Annotated in this window: 23 protein-coding genes; 18 read left to right on the top strand and 5 right to left on the bottom strand. The window is 68.3% G+C overall.

Annotated elements, in window-relative coordinates; genetic code table 11:
- The 4 genes from ACFWYW_RS20190 to ACFWYW_RS20175 all read left to right on the top strand — a co-directional run bounded on the left by ACFWYW_RS20190 (position 1) and on the right by ACFWYW_RS20175 (position 5,150).
- On the top strand, positions 1-1,785 hold the full coding sequence (locus ACFWYW_RS20190) for a bifunctional metallophosphatase/5'-nucleotidase (RefSeq protein WP_379626192.1): 1,785 nt from the start codon (positions 1-3) through the stop codon (positions 1,783-1,785).
- Positions 1,786-2,357: 572 nt separating this feature from the next.
- The gene (locus ACFWYW_RS20185) at positions 2,358-3,467 is read left to right on the top strand and encodes a hypothetical protein (protein WP_379622800.1); all 1,110 of its coding nucleotides are present in this window, start codon (positions 2,358-2,360) and stop codon (positions 3,465-3,467) included.
- Positions 3,464-4,048, top strand: a complete 585-nt coding sequence (locus ACFWYW_RS20180; RefSeq protein ID WP_379622798.1) for a hypothetical protein — start codon at positions 3,464-3,466, stop codon at positions 4,046-4,048. Before ACFWYW_RS20185 ends, ACFWYW_RS20180 begins: the two co-directional genes overlap by 4 nt.
- Before the next feature lie 592 nt (positions 4,049-4,640).
- Positions 4,641-5,150, top strand: a complete 510-nt coding sequence (locus ACFWYW_RS20175; RefSeq protein WP_379622796.1) for a GNAT family N-acetyltransferase — start codon at positions 4,641-4,643, stop codon at positions 5,148-5,150.
- Positions 5,151-5,477: 327 nt separating this feature from the next.
- Here the strand turns inward: ACFWYW_RS20175 and ACFWYW_RS20170 are convergent, their stop codons facing one another.
- The gene (locus ACFWYW_RS20170) at positions 5,478-5,603 is read right to left on the bottom strand and encodes a hypothetical protein (RefSeq protein WP_379622794.1); all 126 of its coding nucleotides are present in this window, start codon (positions 5,601-5,603) and stop codon (positions 5,478-5,480) included.
- 209 nt (positions 5,604-5,812) lie between these two features.
- Between ACFWYW_RS20170 and ACFWYW_RS20165 the strand changes: the two genes are divergently transcribed.
- Positions 5,813-6,574 carry an SDR family NAD(P)-dependent oxidoreductase gene (locus tag ACFWYW_RS20165; protein ID WP_379622791.1) on the top strand — a complete coding sequence of 254 codons (762 nt, stop codon included), beginning with the start codon at positions 5,813-5,815 and terminating at the stop codon, positions 6,572-6,574.
- Positions 6,575-6,679: 105 nt separating this feature from the next.
- On the opposite strand, the gene ACFWYW_RS20160 is transcribed toward ACFWYW_RS20165, so the two are convergent.
- Positions 6,680-7,375 (bottom strand): winged-helix domain-containing protein, encoded by a 696-nt coding sequence (locus tag ACFWYW_RS20160; RefSeq protein WP_379622789.1) that lies wholly within the window; start codon positions 7,373-7,375, stop codon positions 6,680-6,682.
- A gap of 167 nt (positions 7,376-7,542) precedes the next feature.
- On the opposite strand from ACFWYW_RS20160, the gene ACFWYW_RS20155 reads away from it, so the two are divergent.
- The 11 genes from ACFWYW_RS20155 (at position 7,543) to ACFWYW_RS20105 (ending at position 13,509) form a co-directional block, all read left to right on the top strand.
- On the top strand, positions 7,543-7,794 hold the full coding sequence (locus tag ACFWYW_RS20155; protein ID WP_379622787.1) for a MoaD/ThiS family protein: 252 nt from the start codon (positions 7,543-7,545) through the stop codon (positions 7,792-7,794).
- Positions 7,795-7,855: 61 nt separating this feature from the next.
- Positions 7,856-8,521, top strand: coding sequence for a DUF2993 domain-containing protein (locus tag ACFWYW_RS20150; protein ID WP_379622785.1), 666 nt, complete (start codon positions 7,856-7,858; stop codon positions 8,519-8,521).
- A 68-nt stretch (positions 8,522-8,589) separates the two neighbouring features.
- Positions 8,590-9,102, top strand: coding sequence for a sigma-70 family RNA polymerase sigma factor (locus tag ACFWYW_RS20145; protein ID WP_379622783.1), 513 nt, complete (start codon positions 8,590-8,592; stop codon positions 9,100-9,102).
- Between the two features lie 2 nt (positions 9,103-9,104).
- A complete protein-coding gene (locus tag ACFWYW_RS20140; protein ID WP_379622806.1) occupies positions 9,105-9,908 on the top strand; it encodes an anti-sigma factor family protein in 804 nt (267 codons plus the stop codon).
- Between the two features lie 118 nt (positions 9,909-10,026).
- Positions 10,027-10,383, top strand: coding sequence for a TlpA family protein disulfide reductase (locus ACFWYW_RS20135; RefSeq protein ID WP_379622804.1), 357 nt, complete (start codon positions 10,027-10,029; stop codon positions 10,381-10,383).
- Between the two features lie 3 nt (positions 10,384-10,386).
- Positions 10,387-10,500, top strand: a complete 114-nt coding sequence (locus ACFWYW_RS20130) for a putative leader peptide (protein ID WP_376773436.1) — start codon at positions 10,387-10,389, stop codon at positions 10,498-10,500.
- Between the two features lie 59 nt (positions 10,501-10,559).
- Positions 10,560-10,973 carry a DUF4395 domain-containing protein gene (locus ACFWYW_RS20125; RefSeq protein ID WP_379622780.1) on the top strand — a complete coding sequence of 138 codons (414 nt, stop codon included), beginning with the start codon at positions 10,560-10,562 and terminating at the stop codon, positions 10,971-10,973.
- Positions 10,970-11,809 carry a sulfurtransferase gene (locus tag ACFWYW_RS20120; protein ID WP_379622778.1) on the top strand — a complete coding sequence of 280 codons (840 nt, stop codon included), beginning with the start codon at positions 10,970-10,972 and terminating at the stop codon, positions 11,807-11,809. The genes ACFWYW_RS20125 and ACFWYW_RS20120 overlap by 4 nt, the downstream gene beginning before the upstream one ends.
- A complete protein-coding gene (locus tag ACFWYW_RS20115; RefSeq protein WP_184958290.1) occupies positions 11,809-12,114 on the top strand; it encodes a DUF1416 domain-containing protein in 306 nt (101 codons plus the stop codon). The genes ACFWYW_RS20120 and ACFWYW_RS20115 overlap by 1 nt, the downstream gene beginning before the upstream one ends.
- A 115-nt stretch (positions 12,115-12,229) precedes the next feature.
- Positions 12,230-12,781 (top strand): RNA polymerase sigma factor, encoded by a 552-nt coding sequence (locus ACFWYW_RS20110; protein ID WP_379622802.1) that lies wholly within the window; start codon positions 12,230-12,232, stop codon positions 12,779-12,781.
- A complete protein-coding gene (locus ACFWYW_RS20105; RefSeq protein ID WP_379622776.1) occupies positions 12,778-13,509 on the top strand; it encodes a methylated-DNA--[protein]-cysteine S-methyltransferase in 732 nt (243 codons plus the stop codon). Before ACFWYW_RS20110 ends, ACFWYW_RS20105 begins: the two co-directional genes overlap by 4 nt.
- Here ACFWYW_RS20105 and ACFWYW_RS20100 read toward each other — a convergent pair.
- Complete coding sequence (locus tag ACFWYW_RS20100) at positions 13,476-14,039, bottom strand: helix-turn-helix domain-containing protein (RefSeq protein ID WP_379622773.1); 564 nt, start codon at positions 14,037-14,039, stop codon at positions 13,476-13,478. The two genes, ACFWYW_RS20105 and ACFWYW_RS20100, sit on opposite strands and share 34 nt — an antisense overlap.
- Before the next feature lie 47 nt (positions 14,040-14,086).
- On the opposite strand from ACFWYW_RS20100, the gene ACFWYW_RS20095 reads away from it, so the two are divergent.
- A complete protein-coding gene (locus ACFWYW_RS20095) occupies positions 14,087-15,271 on the top strand; it encodes a benzoate/H(+) symporter BenE family transporter (protein WP_379622771.1) in 1,185 nt (394 codons plus the stop codon).
- On the opposite strand, the gene ACFWYW_RS20090 is transcribed toward ACFWYW_RS20095, so the two are convergent.
- Complete coding sequence (locus ACFWYW_RS20090; protein ID WP_379622769.1) at positions 15,226-15,594, bottom strand: tetratricopeptide repeat protein; 369 nt, start codon at positions 15,592-15,594, stop codon at positions 15,226-15,228. The two genes, ACFWYW_RS20095 and ACFWYW_RS20090, sit on opposite strands and share 46 nt — an antisense overlap.
- 81 nt (positions 15,595-15,675) lie before the next feature.
- On the opposite strand from ACFWYW_RS20090, the gene ACFWYW_RS20085 reads away from it, so the two are divergent.
- The gene (locus ACFWYW_RS20085; RefSeq protein ID WP_379622768.1) at positions 15,676-16,995 is read left to right on the top strand and encodes a hypothetical protein; all 1,320 of its coding nucleotides are present in this window, start codon (positions 15,676-15,678) and stop codon (positions 16,993-16,995) included.
- On the opposite strand, the gene ACFWYW_RS20080 is transcribed toward ACFWYW_RS20085, so the two are convergent.
- Positions 16,985-17,851, bottom strand: a complete 867-nt coding sequence (locus tag ACFWYW_RS20080; protein WP_379622766.1) for a hypothetical protein — start codon at positions 17,849-17,851, stop codon at positions 16,985-16,987. The genes ACFWYW_RS20085 and ACFWYW_RS20080 overlap by 11 nt on opposite strands.
- Position 17,852: the final 1 nt, after the last annotated feature.

Below are 17,852 nucleotides of genomic sequence, written 5' to 3'. Positions count from 1 at the left end.
ATGACGTCTCGATCCCTCCTCCGGCTTGCGCTGGCCGGAGCCGTGGCGGCCGGCGGGTTAGTCCTGGCCATCACCCCCGCGGACGCCGGTAAGACCACCGCCAGAACGGTCCCCGTGCGCCTGCTCGCGCTGAACGACTTCCACGGCCACCTCGAGCCGCCCACCGGCTCCTCCGGCCGCATGGTCGACGAGAACGGTCAGACCGTCGACGCCGGTGGCGCCGCCTACGTCGCCGCCCACATGAAGCGCCTGGCCGACCGCAACACCATCGGTGTCGCCCAGGGCGACCTCATCGGGGCGACGCCGCTCATCTCGGCCGCCTACCACGACGAGCCCTCCGTCGAGTTCCTCGGGAAGATCGGGGTGAAGGTCTCCGCGGTCGGCAACCACGAGTTCGACGAGGGGTACGCCGAGCTGCGCCGGATCATGAAGGGCGGCTGCCACCCGGTCGACGGCTGCTCGCCCGCCGGCCCGTGGAAGGGCGCCCAGTTCGACTACGTCGGCGCCAACGTGCTGTTCAAGAACCGGAACGAGAGATCCGACGCGCTGGCCGGGCTGTCCTCCACGCCGCAGGCCAAGCAGTTGCTCAAGGACTGGGGCGTCCCCGCGCTGCCGCCGGTCAGCATCAAGTGGAAGAACGGCGTGCCGATCGGCTTCATCGGCCTCGTCACCCAGACCACGCCAGGCATCGTCACCGCGGAAGGCATCAAGGACCTCAAGTTCGTTGACGAGGTCAAGGCCGCCAACGTCGCCTCCAAGCTCCTCAAGCTCATCGGCATCAAGGCCCAGGTCGTGCTGGTGCACGAAGGTGACCAGGTGAACGCCGGCCAGTCGCCCGACACCTGCAGCGCCGTACCCGGAGCGGGCAACCGCATCGCCACGCAGGTGGACGCCGAAGTGGACATGGTGCTGAGCGGGCACTCGCACCAGGCGTACAAGTGCACCGTCAAGGACCCGGCGGGCAACGATCGCCTGTACTCGCAGGGCGGATCGTTCGGGCGCGTGATCACCCAGGTCGACTTCCAGGTGAACACCCGCAGCCGCGACATCGTCCGCAACACCGTCACGGCCGACAACCACGTCGTGACCCGCACCATCGCCGCGGACCCCGAGATCTCCACCTTCGTCCAGACGTGGAAGGACCGGGTCGCCCCGGTCGCCAACAAGCCCGTCGGCAGGATCACCGCGGACATCACCAACACCGCCACCCCCACCGGCGAGACCCCGCTCGGCAACCTCATCGCCGACGCCCAGCTCGCCGCCACCAAGACCGGCGGCAACGCGCAGGTGGCGCTGATGAACCCGGGCGGCATCCGGGCTCCGTTCACGTTCGCCGGGTCGCCGGCGGGTGAAGGGGACGGCGTGGTGACATATGGGGAGGCGTTCACCGTTCAGCCGTTCAACAACCTGATGCAGGTCGTGACGCTGACGGGGGCGCAGCTGAAGACGGTGCTGGAGCAGCAGTTCGTCGGTGGTCCCAACGGCCAGCCGTTCCAGAAGATCCTGCAGCCGTCGGCGAACCTGACCTACACGTACAGCCGGGGCGCCGCCTGGGGCTCCAAGGTCAGTGACCTGAAGATCGACGGCGCTGCTGTTACGGACACCCAGCAGGTCAGGGTGGCGGCGAACAACTTCCTCGTGGGCGGTGGCGATGCCTTCGCCGCCTTCAAGGACGGGACGGACGTGTGGAGCGGGCCGCTCGACATCGACGCCCTGGTCGTCTACCTCACCGCGAACCAGCCCATCGCCCCACCGGCCCTGGGCCGTATCACCGCGGTCAATTAGGTGTGGGGGCCGCGTCGCTTCGCAAGCTCGGTCTTCCCTTCGGAGGGGCTCCGGCTGTGTCTTGCGGCGGCGCGGCCCAAAAGCTCGGGCTTCGCTGTGGGGCGCTTCGCGCTTTGGGGCTCAGGCTGTGCTTTGTGGGGGCGCGGCCCCCACACCCCGCCCAAAAGCTCGGGCTTCGCCCGTGGGCGCTACGCGCATAGGGCTTAGGCCGTTCTGATTCCGATCGAGGGGCTGCCGCCCCTCGAGCACCCCGCCCCGTCGACCGTCTAAGAAGTCGATGGAACCACCTCGCCAAGATCGCACGAGCATTGTCACGGCGCGCCCCATTACGCGGAACCAGAAGTTTGAATGGGTGGCATGGTGCCGTTTCGAGAGCGCCCAGGTGAGTATCCACTCATGTCGCCGCGGCTTTCGCCCGATGGAAGTTGCCCGATCGGGCGGCTGTAGCCGAGCCTCTGCCGAGGTGTAAGGCAGTATCCTCGAGCGGAGGCGCGTCACTGAACCGCTGCCACGCTGGTCAGTAGGAGCGAGTTCACTGCGGTGCTGGTGTTCCGCAAGCTAGGGTGTTCCGCGTGATGCGGAACAGTGAGCCGCGAGAAACGGAACTCGAACACCTTCTCTATGCCAACTTGCGTTCGATGCTCCCAGATGAGTGGGTCCTGAAGATCACCAGAGGGCCTCGATGGGCCTCTGACGCGGGTGTGGACGCAACTCTCGAGATCCAAACCCCCGACGGCACCCTGAGCCACATACACGTAGAGACGAAGCGCCGGATAGAGCCGCGAGACGTTGATCGGCTCCTGCGCAAGATCTCGGCCTATGACAAGCGGTATTTCTCCGCAGAAACCGCCGATAGTGCCCAGTTGATCGCGGCTTCCTATGTCTCGCCCCGCGTGCGCGAGCTCCTGGCCGCGCAAGGCGCCGGCTGGTTCGACCCCACCGGCAATCTCCGGCTCCAACTGCGGAAGCCTCTGATCTTCATCGATCGGCGGGGAGCTGATCGAAACCCCTATCCCACGACGGACCGCCGCCTCCGATCCCTTCGCGGTCCTGGCGCTGCCCGAATCGTTCGCGCGCTTCTGGACGGCCGCGGGTTTCGTGGAGTACGAGACCTGGCGGCTGAGGCCCAGGTCAGTGCGGCCACGAGTTCGCGTGTCCTCGATCTGTTGAATCGAGACAGTCTGCTCGAGCGCGACAAGGGTGGGGCTGTCGTCACAGTACGCAAACGATCGCTCGTCCATCGGTGGATCCAGGACTATGGAGTGACCACCTCCAATCACGCGGTACCGATGCTCAATCCCCGTGGCACCGAGCAGGTCTTCCAGTACCTCTTGGATTATCCAGGGCGCTACGCCCTGACCCTGTCTGCTGCGCTGCACGCCTACATGCCCGTCGGACGCACCGCCGTCACCCCCCTGATGTTGCCGGCGCTGTATGTCGATGACGTCGTGGCCGCACAACGGGACCTCAAGCTGCACCCTGCGCCACGAGGCGCCAACGTGCTCCTCATCGAGCCCTTTGATGAGGTCGTCTACCGCAATCCCACAGTTCACGCTGACTTGCGCTATGTCAGCCCCGCGCAAGCCGCGGCCGACCTCCTGACCGGGGCCGGGAGATCCCCTGAAGAAGGTGCTCAGCTGTTGGAACTCCTGACCGAATCCGATCGAGAGTGGGCGGCATGACATTCACCAACTCACTGGAGTACGTGCTCGCCCGTCGCGTCCTACTGGACGCGCTGCATGCTCTCGGCCCTCATCGTGCTGCCGTCGTTCTGGTAGGTGCGCAAGCGGTCTACCAGCACGTTGGCGACGGCAACCTGGCGGTGGCGCCGACGACTACCGATGCCGACGTCGCCCTCGCTCCAGACTTGCTATGTGAGGAACCCCTGCTGGAGGCCGCTCTGCGGGACGCCGGGTTCACTCCCGGAGCCAACCCGGGTACTTGGCTCAGCGCCAGCGGTATAGCCATTGACCTGATGGTCCCTGACGCGCTGAGCGGCGGTGGCAAGGGTCGGCGCGGAGCCAGGCTTCCTGTGCACGGCAACCGCGTCGCACGACGCACCACTGGACTTGAACCAGCGCTAGTGGACAACCAGCAGCACAACCTCACTGCCCTGGACCCGGCCGACAACCGCTCCTTCAGCATTCGCGTCGCCGGGCCCGCCGCCTTGCTCGCAGCCAAGGCCATCAAGGTCGACGACCGATTGGACAACCCCCTCCGGCTCAAGCCTAAGGACGGGCTCGACATACTGCGTCTCCTGTAGGTCACGGAGGCTGGGCCACTTGCCTCCCAGTTTCATCTGCTCAGCGATGATGCGCTGGCAGGCGAAGTGACCAAGAGAGCCATTCAGGTGCTACGCCAGCATGGAAGCGGCCCAGACAGTACCCTCGCGCGCCTCGCGGCACGGGCAGTAGGCGTGCTGGAAGATCCGGATGAGATCGCCGTCTCATTTGCCGTCCTTCTCCAAGAGATGCTCGCTGTCTACGATGCACGCCCATAAGCCGTGTTTACTGTCCGAGTTGATCAGTAGCGTCGACTCCCCCTTTCGACCCTCGCGTACTCACGGTCCTAAGGGTTTGGCAGAGAGATCAGCGGACGGGTATCAGCAGATGATCTCGGTGGAGCAGCGCCGTGCCTCCGGTCAAGGTATGCGCACAGCGAGCGTCGGTGGAGCACGATCCACGACGTCGACATGATGGCTGGGCAGCGGTGTTGTCACATCGGCCATCCATTGGAGCGTGCGGAACTGCGGCACTTCGAACCGTTACTCCCTGATTCGGCGAGCCACGGGCGGCACACTACCCGTGCGATGTGGCTCGTCGCGGCCGGAGAACGGGTTGCTACGGTCGCTGGTTGTGGCTGATGATCTGGCGCTGCCCGTTCTCCCGACCTCCGTGCCCCGGCTTACCCTGCGGCCGCTCACGGCCGACGAAGTGGAGGCGTACTACGAGCTGATCGTGCGCAATCGCGAGCACCTGACCCGCCACGGCGATTATGAGGAGGTGAAGGTCGCGACGCCGGAGTCGGTTGCGCGGGATTTTGTGAGCCCACTCGACCGGAATCTGCGGTTTGGTATTTGGCTTGAGGATCAGCTCGTTGGCAGAGCGGATCTCAATCCGGTTGATCCGCCCCGGTACTCGATTGGTTACTGGCTTGACGAAGAGGTGACGGGCAGGGGTTACATGACCGCCGCCTGCGGAGCGTTGATCGCCTTTGCCCGGACCGGGTTGGGGGCGACGGATGTGTTCGCTGGAGTGACGCATGGCAATGACCGGAGTGTGGCTGTTCTGGAGCGGCTGGGGTTTGGCGTGGTGGCCGAATTCGAGCGCTACACCAGGTTCCACCTCTCGTTGCGGGCCGAGTAGCTTGATCGAGGGCGGTTCTCGCCGTGAGCAGTGGTGCCAGGTGCGGGCGACGGCCTTGAAACCGTCCCCCCATGCTTCGCTCGGGTTGTATGCGCTCCGCCGGACCGCTCGTGGGAGGTGATTATGACGCTTGTCGCCGCCGCGCTGTCGGCTGGAGCGGTTGTACGTGGACTGTGGCGGGGGCCTTGGGGATCGGGGTTCGTGCCGCACGGACCGAACTTGATGCGGCCAACTGACGAGCCAGCGTGAAATCACGCGAGAGCGGCGGGCTCCGGTTGGTCGGCGAAGTCGCCTCGGCTCCGCGCGCCTGTGTGTCGCTTGGGGGCCTCAGACTTTCGGGCCCTCCTGCCGGTACCTCTCATGCCTGATCGCCAGCCGTACGGCCCAGTAAACAATCAAGAAAAGCGCGATGGCCGGAATGATCCAGCTCGTGAGAAAGAAGACCTCGGCCACGTCGTTCCCCTTCCAGGTGCGTGTTGTGAGTATGTCTGGTCGACCGGAGCCCCGGGCGATGATCGCGACTTCCCGAGCGGAGCGCCGCGGACTGTGACCATGCGCGTTCTGAGAACAGTCTCGCCTGTGGGATCTTGGCGCCAACGGCCAAACCGTCCGCGGCGATCAGGTCGCCGGTGCGGTTCGGATCTCCTGGCGAAAGGACACAAGTGACCACAGATGACACGGGCGGGGGCAGGCGGCGTGTGGCGCTGGTGACCGGGAGTTCGCGCGGGCTGGGGAGTGCCATCGTGCGGCGGCTGGCCGAGGACGGCATGGCCGTTGCCGTCAACGGGCCGCCCGGCGACACCAACGCCCGTGAGGTCGCGCGAGCCATTCGCGGCACCGCCGACGCCTTTCTCGCTGATGTCACCGACGAGCGGCAGGTCGCGGAACTGGTCACCGCCGTCACCACCACCCTGGGCCCCATCGAGGTGCTGGTGCTGAACGCCACGGGGCCCCAGCCCGAGGCGCCCCTGACCGACGTCACCTGGGCGGACCACCTCGCCCAGCTTGAGTTCTTCGTCAAGAGCCCGGTGCTTCTCGGCCGCCTGGTGATCGAACAGATGCGGGCCCGCGGGTTCGGCCGGATCATCCAGATCGACTCCGAAGTCGCCCACCGGCCACCCCCGGGCCGGTCGGCCTATGCGACCGCCAAGAACGCGCAGATCGGCCTGACCCTCAGCTGGGCCCGCGAACTGGCGCCCGACGGCATCACCGTGAACACCGTCGCCCCCGGCTTCATCCCGGTCGAGCGCCATGCCGGCGTACCGGCCGAGATCAGGAGCACCTACCGGGCCTCGGTGCCCGCGGGCCGCATGGGTACCGCCGACGACGTCGCCCATGCGGTGAGCTTCCTTGCCTCGGAAGGCGCCGGCTTCATCACCGGCCAGCGCATCGTGGTCGACGGCGGCCGCAGCCTCGGAACCTGACCGCCGCCCCGCACCCCGGCGAAGCCTGCCACAGTCTCATGAAGCCCAAGCCCAGTGTGATCATGGAGGGATGACAGGATCTGGAGACGTTCTTCACATACTCGGCTAGGAGACCAGGGATGAGTCGCCGCGTTCTGGGACGAATCTGTAGCCGACGTTGCGGACCGTGCCGATCAACGACTCGTATTCGGTGCCGAGTTTCGCGCGCAGCCGCCGCACGTGTACGTCCACCGTCCGGGTGCCGCCGAAGTAGTCGTACCCCCACACCTCCTGCAACAGTTGCGCCCGGGTGAAGACGCGGCCGGGGTGCTGGGCGAGGTACTTGAGGAGTTCGAACTCCTTGAAGGTCAGGTCGAGGACGCGGCCGCGCAGGCGGGCCGTGTAGGTGGCCTCGTCGATGGACAGTTCGCCGCTGCGGATCTCGTCGGGTACGTCCTCGGTGGTGGCCAGGGACAGGCGGCCGGCGGCCATGCGCAGGCGGGCCTCGACCTCGGCGGGGCCGGCGCTGTCGAGCAGGACGTCGTCCACGCCCCATTCGGCGGTCATCGCGGCCAGGCCGCCTTCTGTGACGATGACCAGCAGGGGGACGTCTATGCCCGTGGTTCTGATGAGGCGGCACAGGCTCTTCGCGTGGGCGAGTTCTTTGCGGGCATCGACGATGACGGTGTCGGAGGGCGGGGCGTCGATCAGGGCGGAGGCCTCGGCCGGCGCGACGCGGACGGAGTGGAGCAGCAGGCCGAGCGCGGGCAGCACTTCGGCCGACGGCTCCAGAGCGTTCGTCAGCAGGAGCAGGTTGCTCATCACGGCCTCCCCAAAACGCGCAAGGACCCGGGGGCTACGTCGCCCAGGTCCCATACGTGAGGATAACCCAAGGGAATCTCGCGTTCATTGTGCGTCCACCTGTTGAACAGCGAAACACGCGTGTTAACAGGGGCGCACAATGGACCCGACACGATTGTGAGGAGCCTATGGCCACGGGAAAGGTTCGTTATTGGGCGGCGGCGAAGGACGCGGCGGGAGTCGCGGAGGAGCCGTTCGAGGCCGTCACTCTTGGCGAACTCATGACGAAAATCACAGCCGGGCGCGACGATCTGGCCAGGGTGATGCGGCGCTCGTCGTTCCTGGTGGACGGCGATCCGGTCGGCCGGCGGGCGCATGACGAGGTGGTGCTGGGCGAGGGGGTGACGGTGGAGGTTCTGCCGCCGTTCGCGGGCGGGTGATCTCCCGTTTTTTCAGGGAATTGGTCGGTAAGCTCAATGTCCCCCGTGCCAAAGGAGCCCGATGCGCAAGCTGGTCATTTTCCTGATCGTGCTGATCGTTCTCCTTGTCGCCGTCGACCGGGTCGCGGTGGCCGGCGTCCAGCGTGACCTGGCCAACCGGATCGGGGCCGCCGCCGACCTCAGTGGTACGCCCACGGTGACGATCGAGGGCATCCCGTTCCTGACCCAGGCGTTCGCGGGCCGCTATCCCGAGGTCCGCTTCGACCTCGGGACGCTCACCTATGGAGGCGTGCCCATCCGGAACCTGCACGGCGTCGCCTACGGGGTCACCGCGCCGCTGTCCGACGTGATCCAGAACACCGCGGACGTCCGCGCCGAACGGCTGGCCGTCAGCGGCACCGTGACCAGGGCGACGATCGACAAGTTCGCCCCGCCCGGCGTGAAGATCTCGGGCAACGGCCAGCGGCTGGTCGCCTCGGGAGAGGTGCCGTTCGGCGGGCAGAAGGTGAAGTTCAGTGCCGAGCTGAAGGTGGAGCTGACCGACGGCGGCATCAAGCTCGCCGCCACGAAGATCCAGGGAGTGCCGAGCCAGCTGGCTCAGTTCGTCACCTACACGATTCCGTTCAAGGGCAAGCTGCCGTTCGACGTGAAGGTGACGGGTGTGAAGAGCGTGGCCGACGGGCTGGAGCTCTCGGCCGAGGGAAAGAACGTGCCGCTCCGTGGATGAGGAAAAAACCAGTGGATGAGGACAAAGCCACCGGTGAACCGCCTGGCCGTGCCGTACGTGATGAGGGCGTGAGTCCAGCTGGCACCGCCGACGAGGAGCTTGTACGCACCCTCTTCGACGAGCACGCCGGGCCGCTGTATGGCTACGTATTGCGACTTACCGGAGATTCCGGCCGGGCGGAGGATGTCGTGCAGGAGACGCTGCTGAGGGCTTGGCGGCATCCCGAAGCGTTGTCCGGGCGTCCGATCCGCGCGTGGCTGTTCACGGTGGCTCGCAATCTCGTCGTCGATCAGCACAGGGCGAGGAGGGCCAGGCCGCCCGAGACGGGTGACGACGCGCTGGCCGTGATCCCCGCCGACGACGAGCTGGAGAAGGCCGTCGAGTCGTGGGCCGTGGCCGAGGCCCTGGCGGCGCTGCGGCCCGAGCACCGTGAGGTGCTCATGGAGGTCTACTACCGGGGGAAGTCCGTGAAGGAGGCATCGGCCACGCTCGGCATTCCGCCGGGCACGGTCAAGTCCCGCACCTACTACGCGTTGCGGGCGTTGAAGCTGGCGCTGGAAGAGCGGGGGTTGGCGCCGTGAGGATGACCTGTGAGGAGGTACGGCTGTCGCTGGGCGCCCACGCGCTCGGCGCGCTCGACCCCGAGGAGGCGCTGGAGATCGACACCCATCTCGCCACGTGCGAGGCGTGCGGCGCCGAGCTCGTGGAGCTCGAAGGCGTCACCGCTTTTTTGGGCAAGGTCTCCGAGCGCGACGTGGAACTGGTCGCCAGCCCCCCGCGCCAGGTGCTTGACCGGCTGCTGAACGACCGGGCCAAGCGCAGCAGGCGCGGCCGCGTCCTGCTGGCCGTGGCCGCCTCCGCCGCGGTGATCGCCGTCGGCGGCACGATCTGGACGGCCACGACCAGCGGCGAGCGCACCAGCTCGTCGGCCGCGGGAGTGGAGCATGCCGATCAGCGCGAGGCGGCCGCCCCTGACAGCGCCGCCCAGCCGGAGTACGGCTTCGACTCCAGCGCGAGCCCGGAGCCGCGGACCGCGGCGAGCAAGAGCGCGACGGAATCGCCCTCGACGATGAACGCCCCCGCGGGCAAGGAGTTCAAGGGCGCCAACGGCGCCAGGCAGGCAACCGTCATGGCGATGCCCGCCGAGGACGGCACCGAGCTCAACCTCACCGTCTCTGGGGTGGCGGTCGGCACCCAGTGCCGCGTGATCGTGTTCGGCGAGGGCGGCAAGCGCGAGACTCTCGACGGCTGGGAGGTCAGCCGGGAGAACTACGAGAAGCCCCCGGTCTTCCAGCTGACGACGAAGCTGCCGCTGGAGTCGATCCGGTTCATCAGGATCGTCGACCAGGACGGCAAGCTGCTGGTGCACACCAAGACCGTGACGTAGGGAAGAACCCGGGCCCCGCGATGGTTGGCCATGACTGATGACGGGTTTGTGGGTGGCGCTCGGCACACTGGCGCTGGGCTTGGTGATCGGGGTGGTACGACTGCGCCGCGATGGAAGGATGCGCGAAACGGCCACGGACATGCCGGCAGGCGTGCTGACGGAAGGGCAGATCGGCGCGCCGCTGGGAGAACGGGCGACGCTGGTGCAGTTCTCGACGGCGTTCTGCCAGCCGTGCCGCGCCACGCGCAGGATTCTGGCCGAGGTGACCGATCTCGTGCCGGGCGTGGCGCACGTGGAGATCGACGCGGAGTCCCGGCTCGATCTGGTGCGCCGGCTGGACATTCTGCGCACCCCTACGGTCCTCGTCCTGGACAGGTCCGGAAAAATCACTAAAACGGCGTCGGGGCAGCCCAGGAAGGCCGACGTGCTCGCGGCTTTGGGCAATGCGGTGTCTCAGGAGCCGGACGAGATGTGACAGATGGCGAGACGTCGATGTAGTCTCATCGACATGAACCCCACGACAGAGCTGCTGACGAAGCGGCGCGCGGTTGATTTCTGCCGCGTGGCCACCGCGCTCTGTCGCGCTGCCTGAGGACGGTCTCGCGGACATTCAGGTCCGCCCCAACCCGACCCCTTCAGGAGCATCCAGCGATGCGTGCCGACCCTAGAGCGCTGCGCTTCGGCGCCGCGATGACGACCTTGGTCCTGATCCTCGTCCTGGTGACCGAGAGCCCGTGGCTCCTGGCCGCCCAGGCGGTGGTTTTCGCACTCGGTACGGCGGGTCGCTCGCCGTACACCATGCTCTTCAAGGCGCTCGTCAAGAGCGCTCCGAAGGAGACGGAAGACGCCCGCCCGCCGCGCTTCGCGCAGGTGGTGGGGCTGGTCTTCGCGGGTGCCGGGCTGATCGGTTTCTTCACCGGGATCACGCCGCTCGCCCTGGGGGCGACGGCAGCGGCCCTCCTCGCCGCCCTCCTCAACGCAGCCTTCGGATTCTGTCTTGGCTGCGAGATGTATCTGCTGATTCGCCGTCTACTGCCCGCCGCCAAAATGGAGGTTCCCCAATGAGCCGCTCCGCCGTCCTGGTGGATGCCGACTGGGTCGAGGCCAACCTCGACACGCCCGGTGTCGTACTCGTCGAGGTCGACGAGGACACCAGCGCCTACGACAAGGGCCACATCCGTGGCGCCGTCAAGATCGACTGGAAGTCCGACCTGCAGGACCCGGTCCGCCGCGACTTCGTGGACAAGGCCGGGTTCGAGGCCCTGCTGTCCGAGCGCGGCATCTCCAACGACGACCAGGTCGTGCTCTACGGCGGCAACAACAACTGGTTCGCCGCCTACGCCTACTGGTACTTCAAGCTCTACGGGCACGAGAACGTCAGGCTGCTCGACGGCGGTCGCAAGAAGTGGGAGCTCGACTCCCGCGAGCTGGTCAAGGACGTGCCGGCCAAGGCCGCCACCACCTACGTGGCCCAGGACCAGAACAGCTCCATCCGCGCCTTCCGCGACGACGTCGTCACCGCGATCGGCAAGCTCAACCTGGTCGACGTGCGCTCGCCCGACGAGTTCACCGGCAAGCTGCTGGCTCCCGCGCACCTCCCGCAGGAGCAGGCCCAGCGCGCCGGCCACGTGCCCACCGCCCGCAACATCCCGTGGTCGAAGTCGGCCAACGACGACGGCACGTTCAAGTCCGACGACGATCTGCGCACCCTCTACGGGGAGGCCGGCGTCGACTTCGGCAAGGACACCATCGCCTACTGCCGTATCGGCGAGCGCTCGGCGCACACGTGGTTCGTGCTGCACGAGATCCTCGACCAGGCCAACGTCAAGAACTACGACGGTTCATGGACCGAGTACGGCTCGCTCGTGGGCGTGCCGATCGAGCTAGGAGAGGCCCGCTGATGTCTGTTGTATCTCAGGGTTGCGCGGCGCCGGAGCAGACCGCGACGCTGCCCGCCGGGATCGATCTGTCCACCCAGGCCGTCATCCAGGGCGTGGTGACCGGCGCGGGCACCGCCTACGCGCGGCTGCTCGACCACTCGGGCGAGTTCACCGGCGAGGTCGTGGTGTCCGACGAGGGCATCTTCCGCTTCTTCGCCGCTCCCGGTGACTGGACCGTCCGCATCATCGCCGGTGGTGGCGTCACGCGTGACGTCCACGTCTCCGCGCGTCTCGGCGAGGTCTCGCAGCTCGCCGTCGCCGTCTAGGTCCCCCTCTGAAGGACCCGCGCCGTGTTTCGCGGCGCGGGTCCTTTCTTTTCCGGTACGGCTACCGCCCCGCAACCATCCGCACCCCGATGGTGTTCTATAGAACGTGATTGACATGGAATGCCTGGATCCGGTGCGCAAAGCGTTGCTCGACGACCTCGACGAGGGGTTCGCCGAGCTCTTCAACGCTTACCGGGGTCTGGTGTTCTCGACCGCGCTCCGCCTGACGGGCAAGTGGGCCGACGCCGAGGACCTGACGGCCGAGGCGTTCCTGCGTGCCTACCGCGCGCTCGCGGACTACGACCACGACCGCATCTCCGCGCTGCAGCCGCGCGCCTGGATCGTCACGATCGTGATGAACGTCTGGCGCAACTGCGCCCGGCACAAGTCCCGCAAGCCACCACCGCACCTGCTCGACGAGCCGGTCGAGACCCTGGACCCCGGCGAGGGAGTGGAGGAGGCGGCCCTGCGCCACGAGACCGGCGACGAACTGGCCGACCTGCTCGTCCAGCTCCCAGACGACCAGCGTGCCGCCGTTGTGCTGCGGCACGTCGTCGACCTGCCGGTCAGCGAGATCGCGACGGTCATGCGGATCCCGCAGGGCACCGTCAAATCGCATATCTCACGAGGCCTGAAGCGGCTGCGCACACTGGGAGGTGCCCGATGACCCACGACCCGATCATCACCGGACTCGCGGCACTGGCCGCGGAGCCGCCGCGCGACCTCTACGACCGGATCGCCGCCCGCTGGACCCGCGTGCCGGGCCCGATCGGCGAGCTGTCGGTGGCCTTCACCGATCGCGGCATCGCGTACGTGCACCACGGCGACGGCTTCGCCGAGACCTTCCACCGGCGCTTCGGCCGCCCGCTGGTACGCGCCGAGCGCCCGCCCGCCGGGCTGGTTCCCGCTCTGCGCTCGGGAAAGGCGTCCGGGCTTGAGCTGGACCTGCGCGGGATCAGCGACTTCCAGCGCGACGTGCTGCTGGCCGCGCGGACGATCCCGCGCGGCGAGGTACGCCCGTACGCGTGGATCGCCGCAAGGATCGGCCGGCCCAAGGCGGTCAGGGCGGTGGGTACCGCGCTGGGCAACAACCCGGTGCCGCTGCTGATCCCCTGCCACCGGGTGACCCGCTCCGACGGCGTCCCGGGCGAGTACGTCTTCGGCGCCGGCGCGAAGGAGGCGGTGCTGGCGGGCGAGGGCGTGGACCTGGCGCGGATGCGCGAGCTGGCCGGTTCCAGCGTCTTCTACCTGGGCAGCGACACCACGGGCGTGGTCTGCTTCCCGACCTGCCACAACGCCCGCCGGATCACCCCGGCGCACCGCGTCGGCTTCCGGACCCTGGACCAGGCCGAGCGGGAGGGCTACCGGCCCTGCAAGGTCTGCCGTCCCGGGTAGCGGATGAGCAGGCTGGCCTGCACGATGTCGGGTCCCTGCGCCCGGTAGAGGTGCGGGCCGTCGGAGGTCCAGCTGATGTGGTCGCCGGGTCCCGCCGTCAGCGGCGCGGACGCCGGCCCGGCGATCAGGGTGCCGTGGAAGACGGTGAGGTGTTCGGTGACGCCCTCGTGGTGGGCGGGTGAGGACTGGGTGGTTCCCGGCGGGACGCGCAGCCGGTAGAGCTCGTAGGTGACCTCCTGGTCCTCGAACACCTCCAGCAGGGTGGCCTCGACGGCGGCGCCGTACATGACCTGGGGTTCCGCGGGGGTGTCGAGGATGGCGCCGATGGGCACGCCGAGCTGCGCGGTGATCGCCCAGAGCGTCTCCAGGGTGGGGTTGCGCTGGCCGGTCTCGACGCCGGAGAGTGTGGCCTTGCCGATCCCGGCCCGCCTGGCCAGCTCCGACAGGGAGACTCCGCGTGCCTCCCGTAGCCTGCGTACGCGCTGGCCCACCTCGCGCGGGTCGCCGTCGAGCGCCGGCCGGGAATCCATGCCGCCCATCTTGCCCTCTCGCCGCCGAGTTCACTACTGTTCCATAAATGGAACGAACCGCCCTGAGACCGGTCATCGCCGGCATCGTGACCGCGGTGGTCGGCTTCGCCAGTTCGTTCACCATCGTGCTGGCCGGCCTGCGCGCCGTCGGCGCGGACTCCCGCCAGGCCGCCTCCGGCCTGCTCGCCCTCTGCGTGGCCGTGGGCGTCACGACCATCGTCCTTTCCGTACGGCACCGCATGCCGATCACCGCCGCCTGGTCCACCCCCGGGGCGGCGCTGCTGCTGTCCACGGGCCCCGTCGACGGCGGCTACGCAGCGGCGATCGGCGCCTTCCTGGTCTGCGGCCTGGCCATCATGGCCACCGGGCTGTTCCCCGCGCTCGGCCGCCTCATCGCCCGCATCCCGCAGCCGATCGCCGGCGCGATGCTGGCCGGCATCCTGCTCAAACTGTGCCTGGCGCCGGTGGCCGCGGTCGCGCAGGTGCCGCTCATGGCGATCCCGGTGATCGTGATCTGGGCCCTGCTCTACCGGTACGCCCGCATGTGGGCCGTGCCGGGCGCGCTGGCCGCCGCCGTCGTGGCGATCGTGGTGACAGAGTTGTCGATGCCCTCACTCACCTTCGACGCCGTGCCCGTGGTGGCGCCGGCCGTACCGGCCTTCACCGGCTCCGCCATGGTCGGCATCGCGCTGCCCCTCTTCCTGGTGACGATGGCCTCCCAGAACGTACCGGGCATGGCCGTCCTTTCCGGGTACGGCTTCCGCCCGCCGTTCGGCCAGGTGCTGCTGACCACCGGGGCCGGCACCGCCGCGGGGGCCTTCCTGGGCGGCCACGCGATCAATCTGGCCGCCATCTCCGCCGCGCTCGCCGCCGGACCCGACGCCCACGAGGACCCCGCGCGCCGCTGGGTCGCCTCCCTGACCTCGGGCATCTCCATGGTCGTCCTGGGCCTGGGATCGAGCCTGGCGGTGGCGCTGGTCCTGCTGGCCCCGCCGGTGCTGATCGAGGCGGTGGCCGGTCTGGCGTTGCTCGGCGCGCTGGCCGCCGCGATCGCGTCCGCGTTCAGGGCCGGGGTGGAAAGCGCCGCCGTCACCTTCGTGGTGACCGCCTCGGGAGTCTCCTTCTTCGGCGTCGGCTCGGCCTTCTGGGGCCTGCTGGCGGGCGGCGCGTTCCACCTGTTGATGAACTACAAGGACAGCTTCCGCTCGACTCGCGCCACCGAGTCGGCGTAGTCGGGCTCGGCGGCCATGGCCGCGGCCATCCGCAGGTGCGGCAGCGCCTGCTCCGGCTTGCTCGCCCGCTCCAGCGTCCGGCCCAGCAGGAACCGGGCATAGTGGTCGCTGGGGTCGCGCTCGATCAGCGTGCCCAAGGCCTTCCGGGCCCGGCCGAGCTGGGCGGAGTGGAAGTAGGCACGGGCGGCGAGCAGGAGCACGCCGGGATCGTCACCGTGCTCGTCGAGCAGCGGCTCCAGCATGTACAGGGCTCCTAGCGCGTCCCGCTGGCCAAGCAACCGCTCGGCGTAGCGGTAACGCTCGATCTCGTTGAGAAGCGTCATGGACGGTTGAACAATCAACTGATTGGCGGCATTCCGCGATGTGGATGCGCCCATCCTGGACAGACCGCTACGATTCTTCAGATGTCCGGATCGTCTGGTGTGGTGGCACCCCCTCAACCCGGGCCGACACCGGCTCAGCGAGTGCCCTCGCCGTACTCGCTGCCCCTGCACACCCTGCGTCTGGCGGGCAAGTGCGCGCTGCCGCTGGTCCTGTGGTTCTCCGCGGGAGAGACGGCCAGATGGGCGCTCCTCTACATCGCGACGGAGATCTCCCACGGCGACTTCCGTCAGGCCCGCCTGGTGGTGACCGTCATCCTGATGACGGTCATCGTCATGCTGGCGATGACCGTCATCACCGGGATGATGCTCTCCCTGCGGGCCGCCATGTGGGAGAGCGCCGCGCGCCGGGCCGACGGGGCGGAGGACGAGTCCTTCTGGTCGTCAATGAACCGGATCGCCCCCGCGTTCGCGGTGATCTATCTCGCCTGGGAGCTGTACAAACCCGACGCCGCGGCCTTCCTGGCGATGGACTCGCTGCACAACCTCGACGACAACTTCTACAACGTCATCTTCAACAACATCGCCAACGGCACGAAGGAAGAGACCACGCTCAACACCGGGCTGGTCGGTCTCGACTGGCGTGTGTCGCTGGCCGCCATGGCGGTGGCGCTGGGGCTGCGGATGCTGTTCGAGCGGCAGGTCGAGCGCGGATCCGGCAAGCTGGCCGGCGTCGCGGCCGCCTTCGCCGAGTTCGCGTTCATGTTCTGCGGCCTCAACGCGGTCTTCACCTTCAGCGCGCTGCGCGCCGACTGGGCCGAGCACCGCGTCGTGGTCTCCGAGGCGGGGGACATCGTCGTCAAGGCCAAGGAGAGCGTTCCCGGCCTGGAGGCGTTCTGGGGCTGGATGGGCGAGATCTGGCCCTTCATCGTGGACGCCCTGGTCATGCCGCTCACCTGGCTGGCCGTCGCCGTTCTGGTGTTCGGCGGCACGGTCGACGACACCCGGCGGGCGCTGCGCGGCACCCGGCTGGCGGGCAGTGTCGACAGGCTGGAGGGCTCGCACGAGGTCACCCAGCGGTCGGTCAACCGCGTGGTCGGCGGGTTCCAGGAACGCTGGGTCCCGGTCGTGAACGCCTTCCGCGTCACGGTCAAGGGCGGCGCGACGCTCTTCGGGCTGATGTGCCTGCTGTTCGTGGGAATCCGGGTCGGCGCGGACTATCTGGACAGGGCGGTGAGCACGTTCATCGGCTCGCCCACGCCGTACATGTGGTTGTGGGTCAGCTGGCCCGTCGACTTCGTCAAGAACCTGCTGGTGACCGTGCTCACCTACTGCCTGCTGGCCGCCACCTTCGACATCGCGGCGACCAGGGCCCGGGCCCGCGGCGAGGACATCACCGCCTGAAGACGATCACATCGTTGCGGCGGGACTTCTCCGTGTCCTCTTCGTTCGCCTCGAACAGCTTCTCCGTCGGGGTGTCCATGCGGTAGGTGATGTCCGGCTCCAGGTTCAGCTGGACCTCCTTGCCGACCGCCGCCGGGACGACCGCCATGGCCAGGTAGCTGTACTCCTTGCCGACCTCGTGCTTCTCGGTCGGGGTGTTGTCCTCGTAGATCTCGGCCATCCAGGCACGCCCGGCTGCGTCCTTCAGCGTGAGCTTCGGCTTGGCGGTGAGCACGGCGCCGGTGTCGTCGGTGGCAGAACGGGTGACGGTGATCTTCAACCACTGCTTGTCGGGAGTGTTGTGCCTGCTGTCCGGGGGCGCCGTGGCCGGCTCGATGGCCGACTTCCAGGACACGTGCTCGTAGGTGAGCGTCTGGCCGGGCCCCGCCAGGTGCACGGTCGGGCTGGGCCGCCCGCTCTTGTAGAACAGGTACCGGTCGGCGGTCGGTACGCCGAGGGCCACCACCAGGGCGACGACCGCCCCGATGCCGAGCAGGAGCCGGCGCGGCCTGGGCGGCGGCGTGGCGGCGGGCGGCGTCTCCTCCGGAGGGGTCCACGGCGGCTGGGGCGGCCTCGGGGGCAACGGGCCCGCGCTCGGGATGGCCGGGATGGGCTGTGTCGAGCTGTCGGTCGGCTGGGCGGGAGCGGGCGGCCACACCTGCTGGTCGGCGTGGATCGCGGGCCGGGGGCGCGGCGGCGTCGGGGCGGCGGCCCGGCGCCCCGGACGCCGAATCGGCGGCGCCGGCGGCTGCGGACGCTGCGGGGGCTGGCCGGCGGGCGGGGCGAACCAGTCGCGCTCTGAATCGTTCGTGCTCATC

The sequence above is a fragment of the Nonomuraea sp. NPDC059023 genome, assembly GCF_042740095.1.
Taxonomy (GTDB): Bacteria; Actinomycetota; Actinomycetes; order Streptosporangiales; family Streptosporangiaceae; genus Nonomuraea.
This window is presented reverse-complemented; position numbering and strand designations above follow the sequence as displayed.

What these genes read in the sequence shown, in the direction of transcription:
- ACFWYW_RS20190 (WP_379626192.1), top strand. Translation starts at nt 1, where the DNA reads ATGACGTCTCGATCCCTCCTCCGGCTTGCGCTGGCCGGAGCCGTGGCG.
- ACFWYW_RS20180 (WP_379622798.1), top strand. Translation starts at nt 3,464, where the DNA reads ATGACATTCACCAACTCACTGGAGTACGTGCTCGCCCGTCGCGTCCTA.
- ACFWYW_RS20160 (WP_379622789.1), bottom strand. Translation starts at nt 7,375, where the DNA reads ATGAGCAACCTGCTCCTGCTGACGAACGCTCTGGAGCCGTCGGCCGAA.
- ACFWYW_RS20155 (WP_379622787.1), top strand. Translation starts at nt 7,543, where the DNA reads ATGGCCACGGGAAAGGTTCGTTATTGGGCGGCGGCGAAGGACGCGGCG.
- ACFWYW_RS20150 (WP_379622785.1), top strand. Translation starts at nt 7,856, where the DNA reads ATGCGCAAGCTGGTCATTTTCCTGATCGTGCTGATCGTTCTCCTTGTC.
- ACFWYW_RS20140 (WP_379622806.1), top strand. Translation starts at nt 9,105, where the DNA reads ATGACCTGTGAGGAGGTACGGCTGTCGCTGGGCGCCCACGCGCTCGGC.
- ACFWYW_RS20135 (WP_379622804.1), top strand. Translation starts at nt 10,027, where the DNA reads ATGCGCGAAACGGCCACGGACATGCCGGCAGGCGTGCTGACGGAAGGG.
- ACFWYW_RS20130 (WP_376773436.1), top strand. Translation starts at nt 10,387, where the DNA reads ATGGCGAGACGTCGATGTAGTCTCATCGACATGAACCCCACGACAGAG.
- ACFWYW_RS20125 (WP_379622780.1), top strand. Translation starts at nt 10,560, where the DNA reads ATGCGTGCCGACCCTAGAGCGCTGCGCTTCGGCGCCGCGATGACGACC.
- ACFWYW_RS20120 (WP_379622778.1), top strand. Translation starts at nt 10,970, where the DNA reads ATGAGCCGCTCCGCCGTCCTGGTGGATGCCGACTGGGTCGAGGCCAAC.
- ACFWYW_RS20115 (WP_184958290.1), top strand. Translation starts at nt 11,809, where the DNA reads ATGTCTGTTGTATCTCAGGGTTGCGCGGCGCCGGAGCAGACCGCGACG.
- ACFWYW_RS20110 (WP_379622802.1), top strand. Translation starts at nt 12,230, where the DNA reads ATGGAATGCCTGGATCCGGTGCGCAAAGCGTTGCTCGACGACCTCGAC.
- ACFWYW_RS20105 (WP_379622776.1), top strand. Translation starts at nt 12,778, where the DNA reads ATGACCCACGACCCGATCATCACCGGACTCGCGGCACTGGCCGCGGAG.
- ACFWYW_RS20100 (WP_379622773.1), bottom strand. Translation starts at nt 14,039, where the DNA reads ATGGATTCCCGGCCGGCGCTCGACGGCGACCCGCGCGAGGTGGGCCAG.
- ACFWYW_RS20095 (WP_379622771.1), top strand. Translation starts at nt 14,087, where the DNA reads ATGGAACGAACCGCCCTGAGACCGGTCATCGCCGGCATCGTGACCGCG.
- ACFWYW_RS20090 (WP_379622769.1), bottom strand. Translation starts at nt 15,594, where the DNA reads ATGACGCTTCTCAACGAGATCGAGCGTTACCGCTACGCCGAGCGGTTG.
- ACFWYW_RS20085 (WP_379622768.1), top strand. Translation starts at nt 15,676, where the DNA reads ATGTCCGGATCGTCTGGTGTGGTGGCACCCCCTCAACCCGGGCCGACA.
- ACFWYW_RS20080 (WP_379622766.1), bottom strand. Translation starts at nt 17,851, where the DNA reads ATGAGCACGAACGATTCAGAGCGCGACTGGTTCGCCCCGCCCGCCGGC.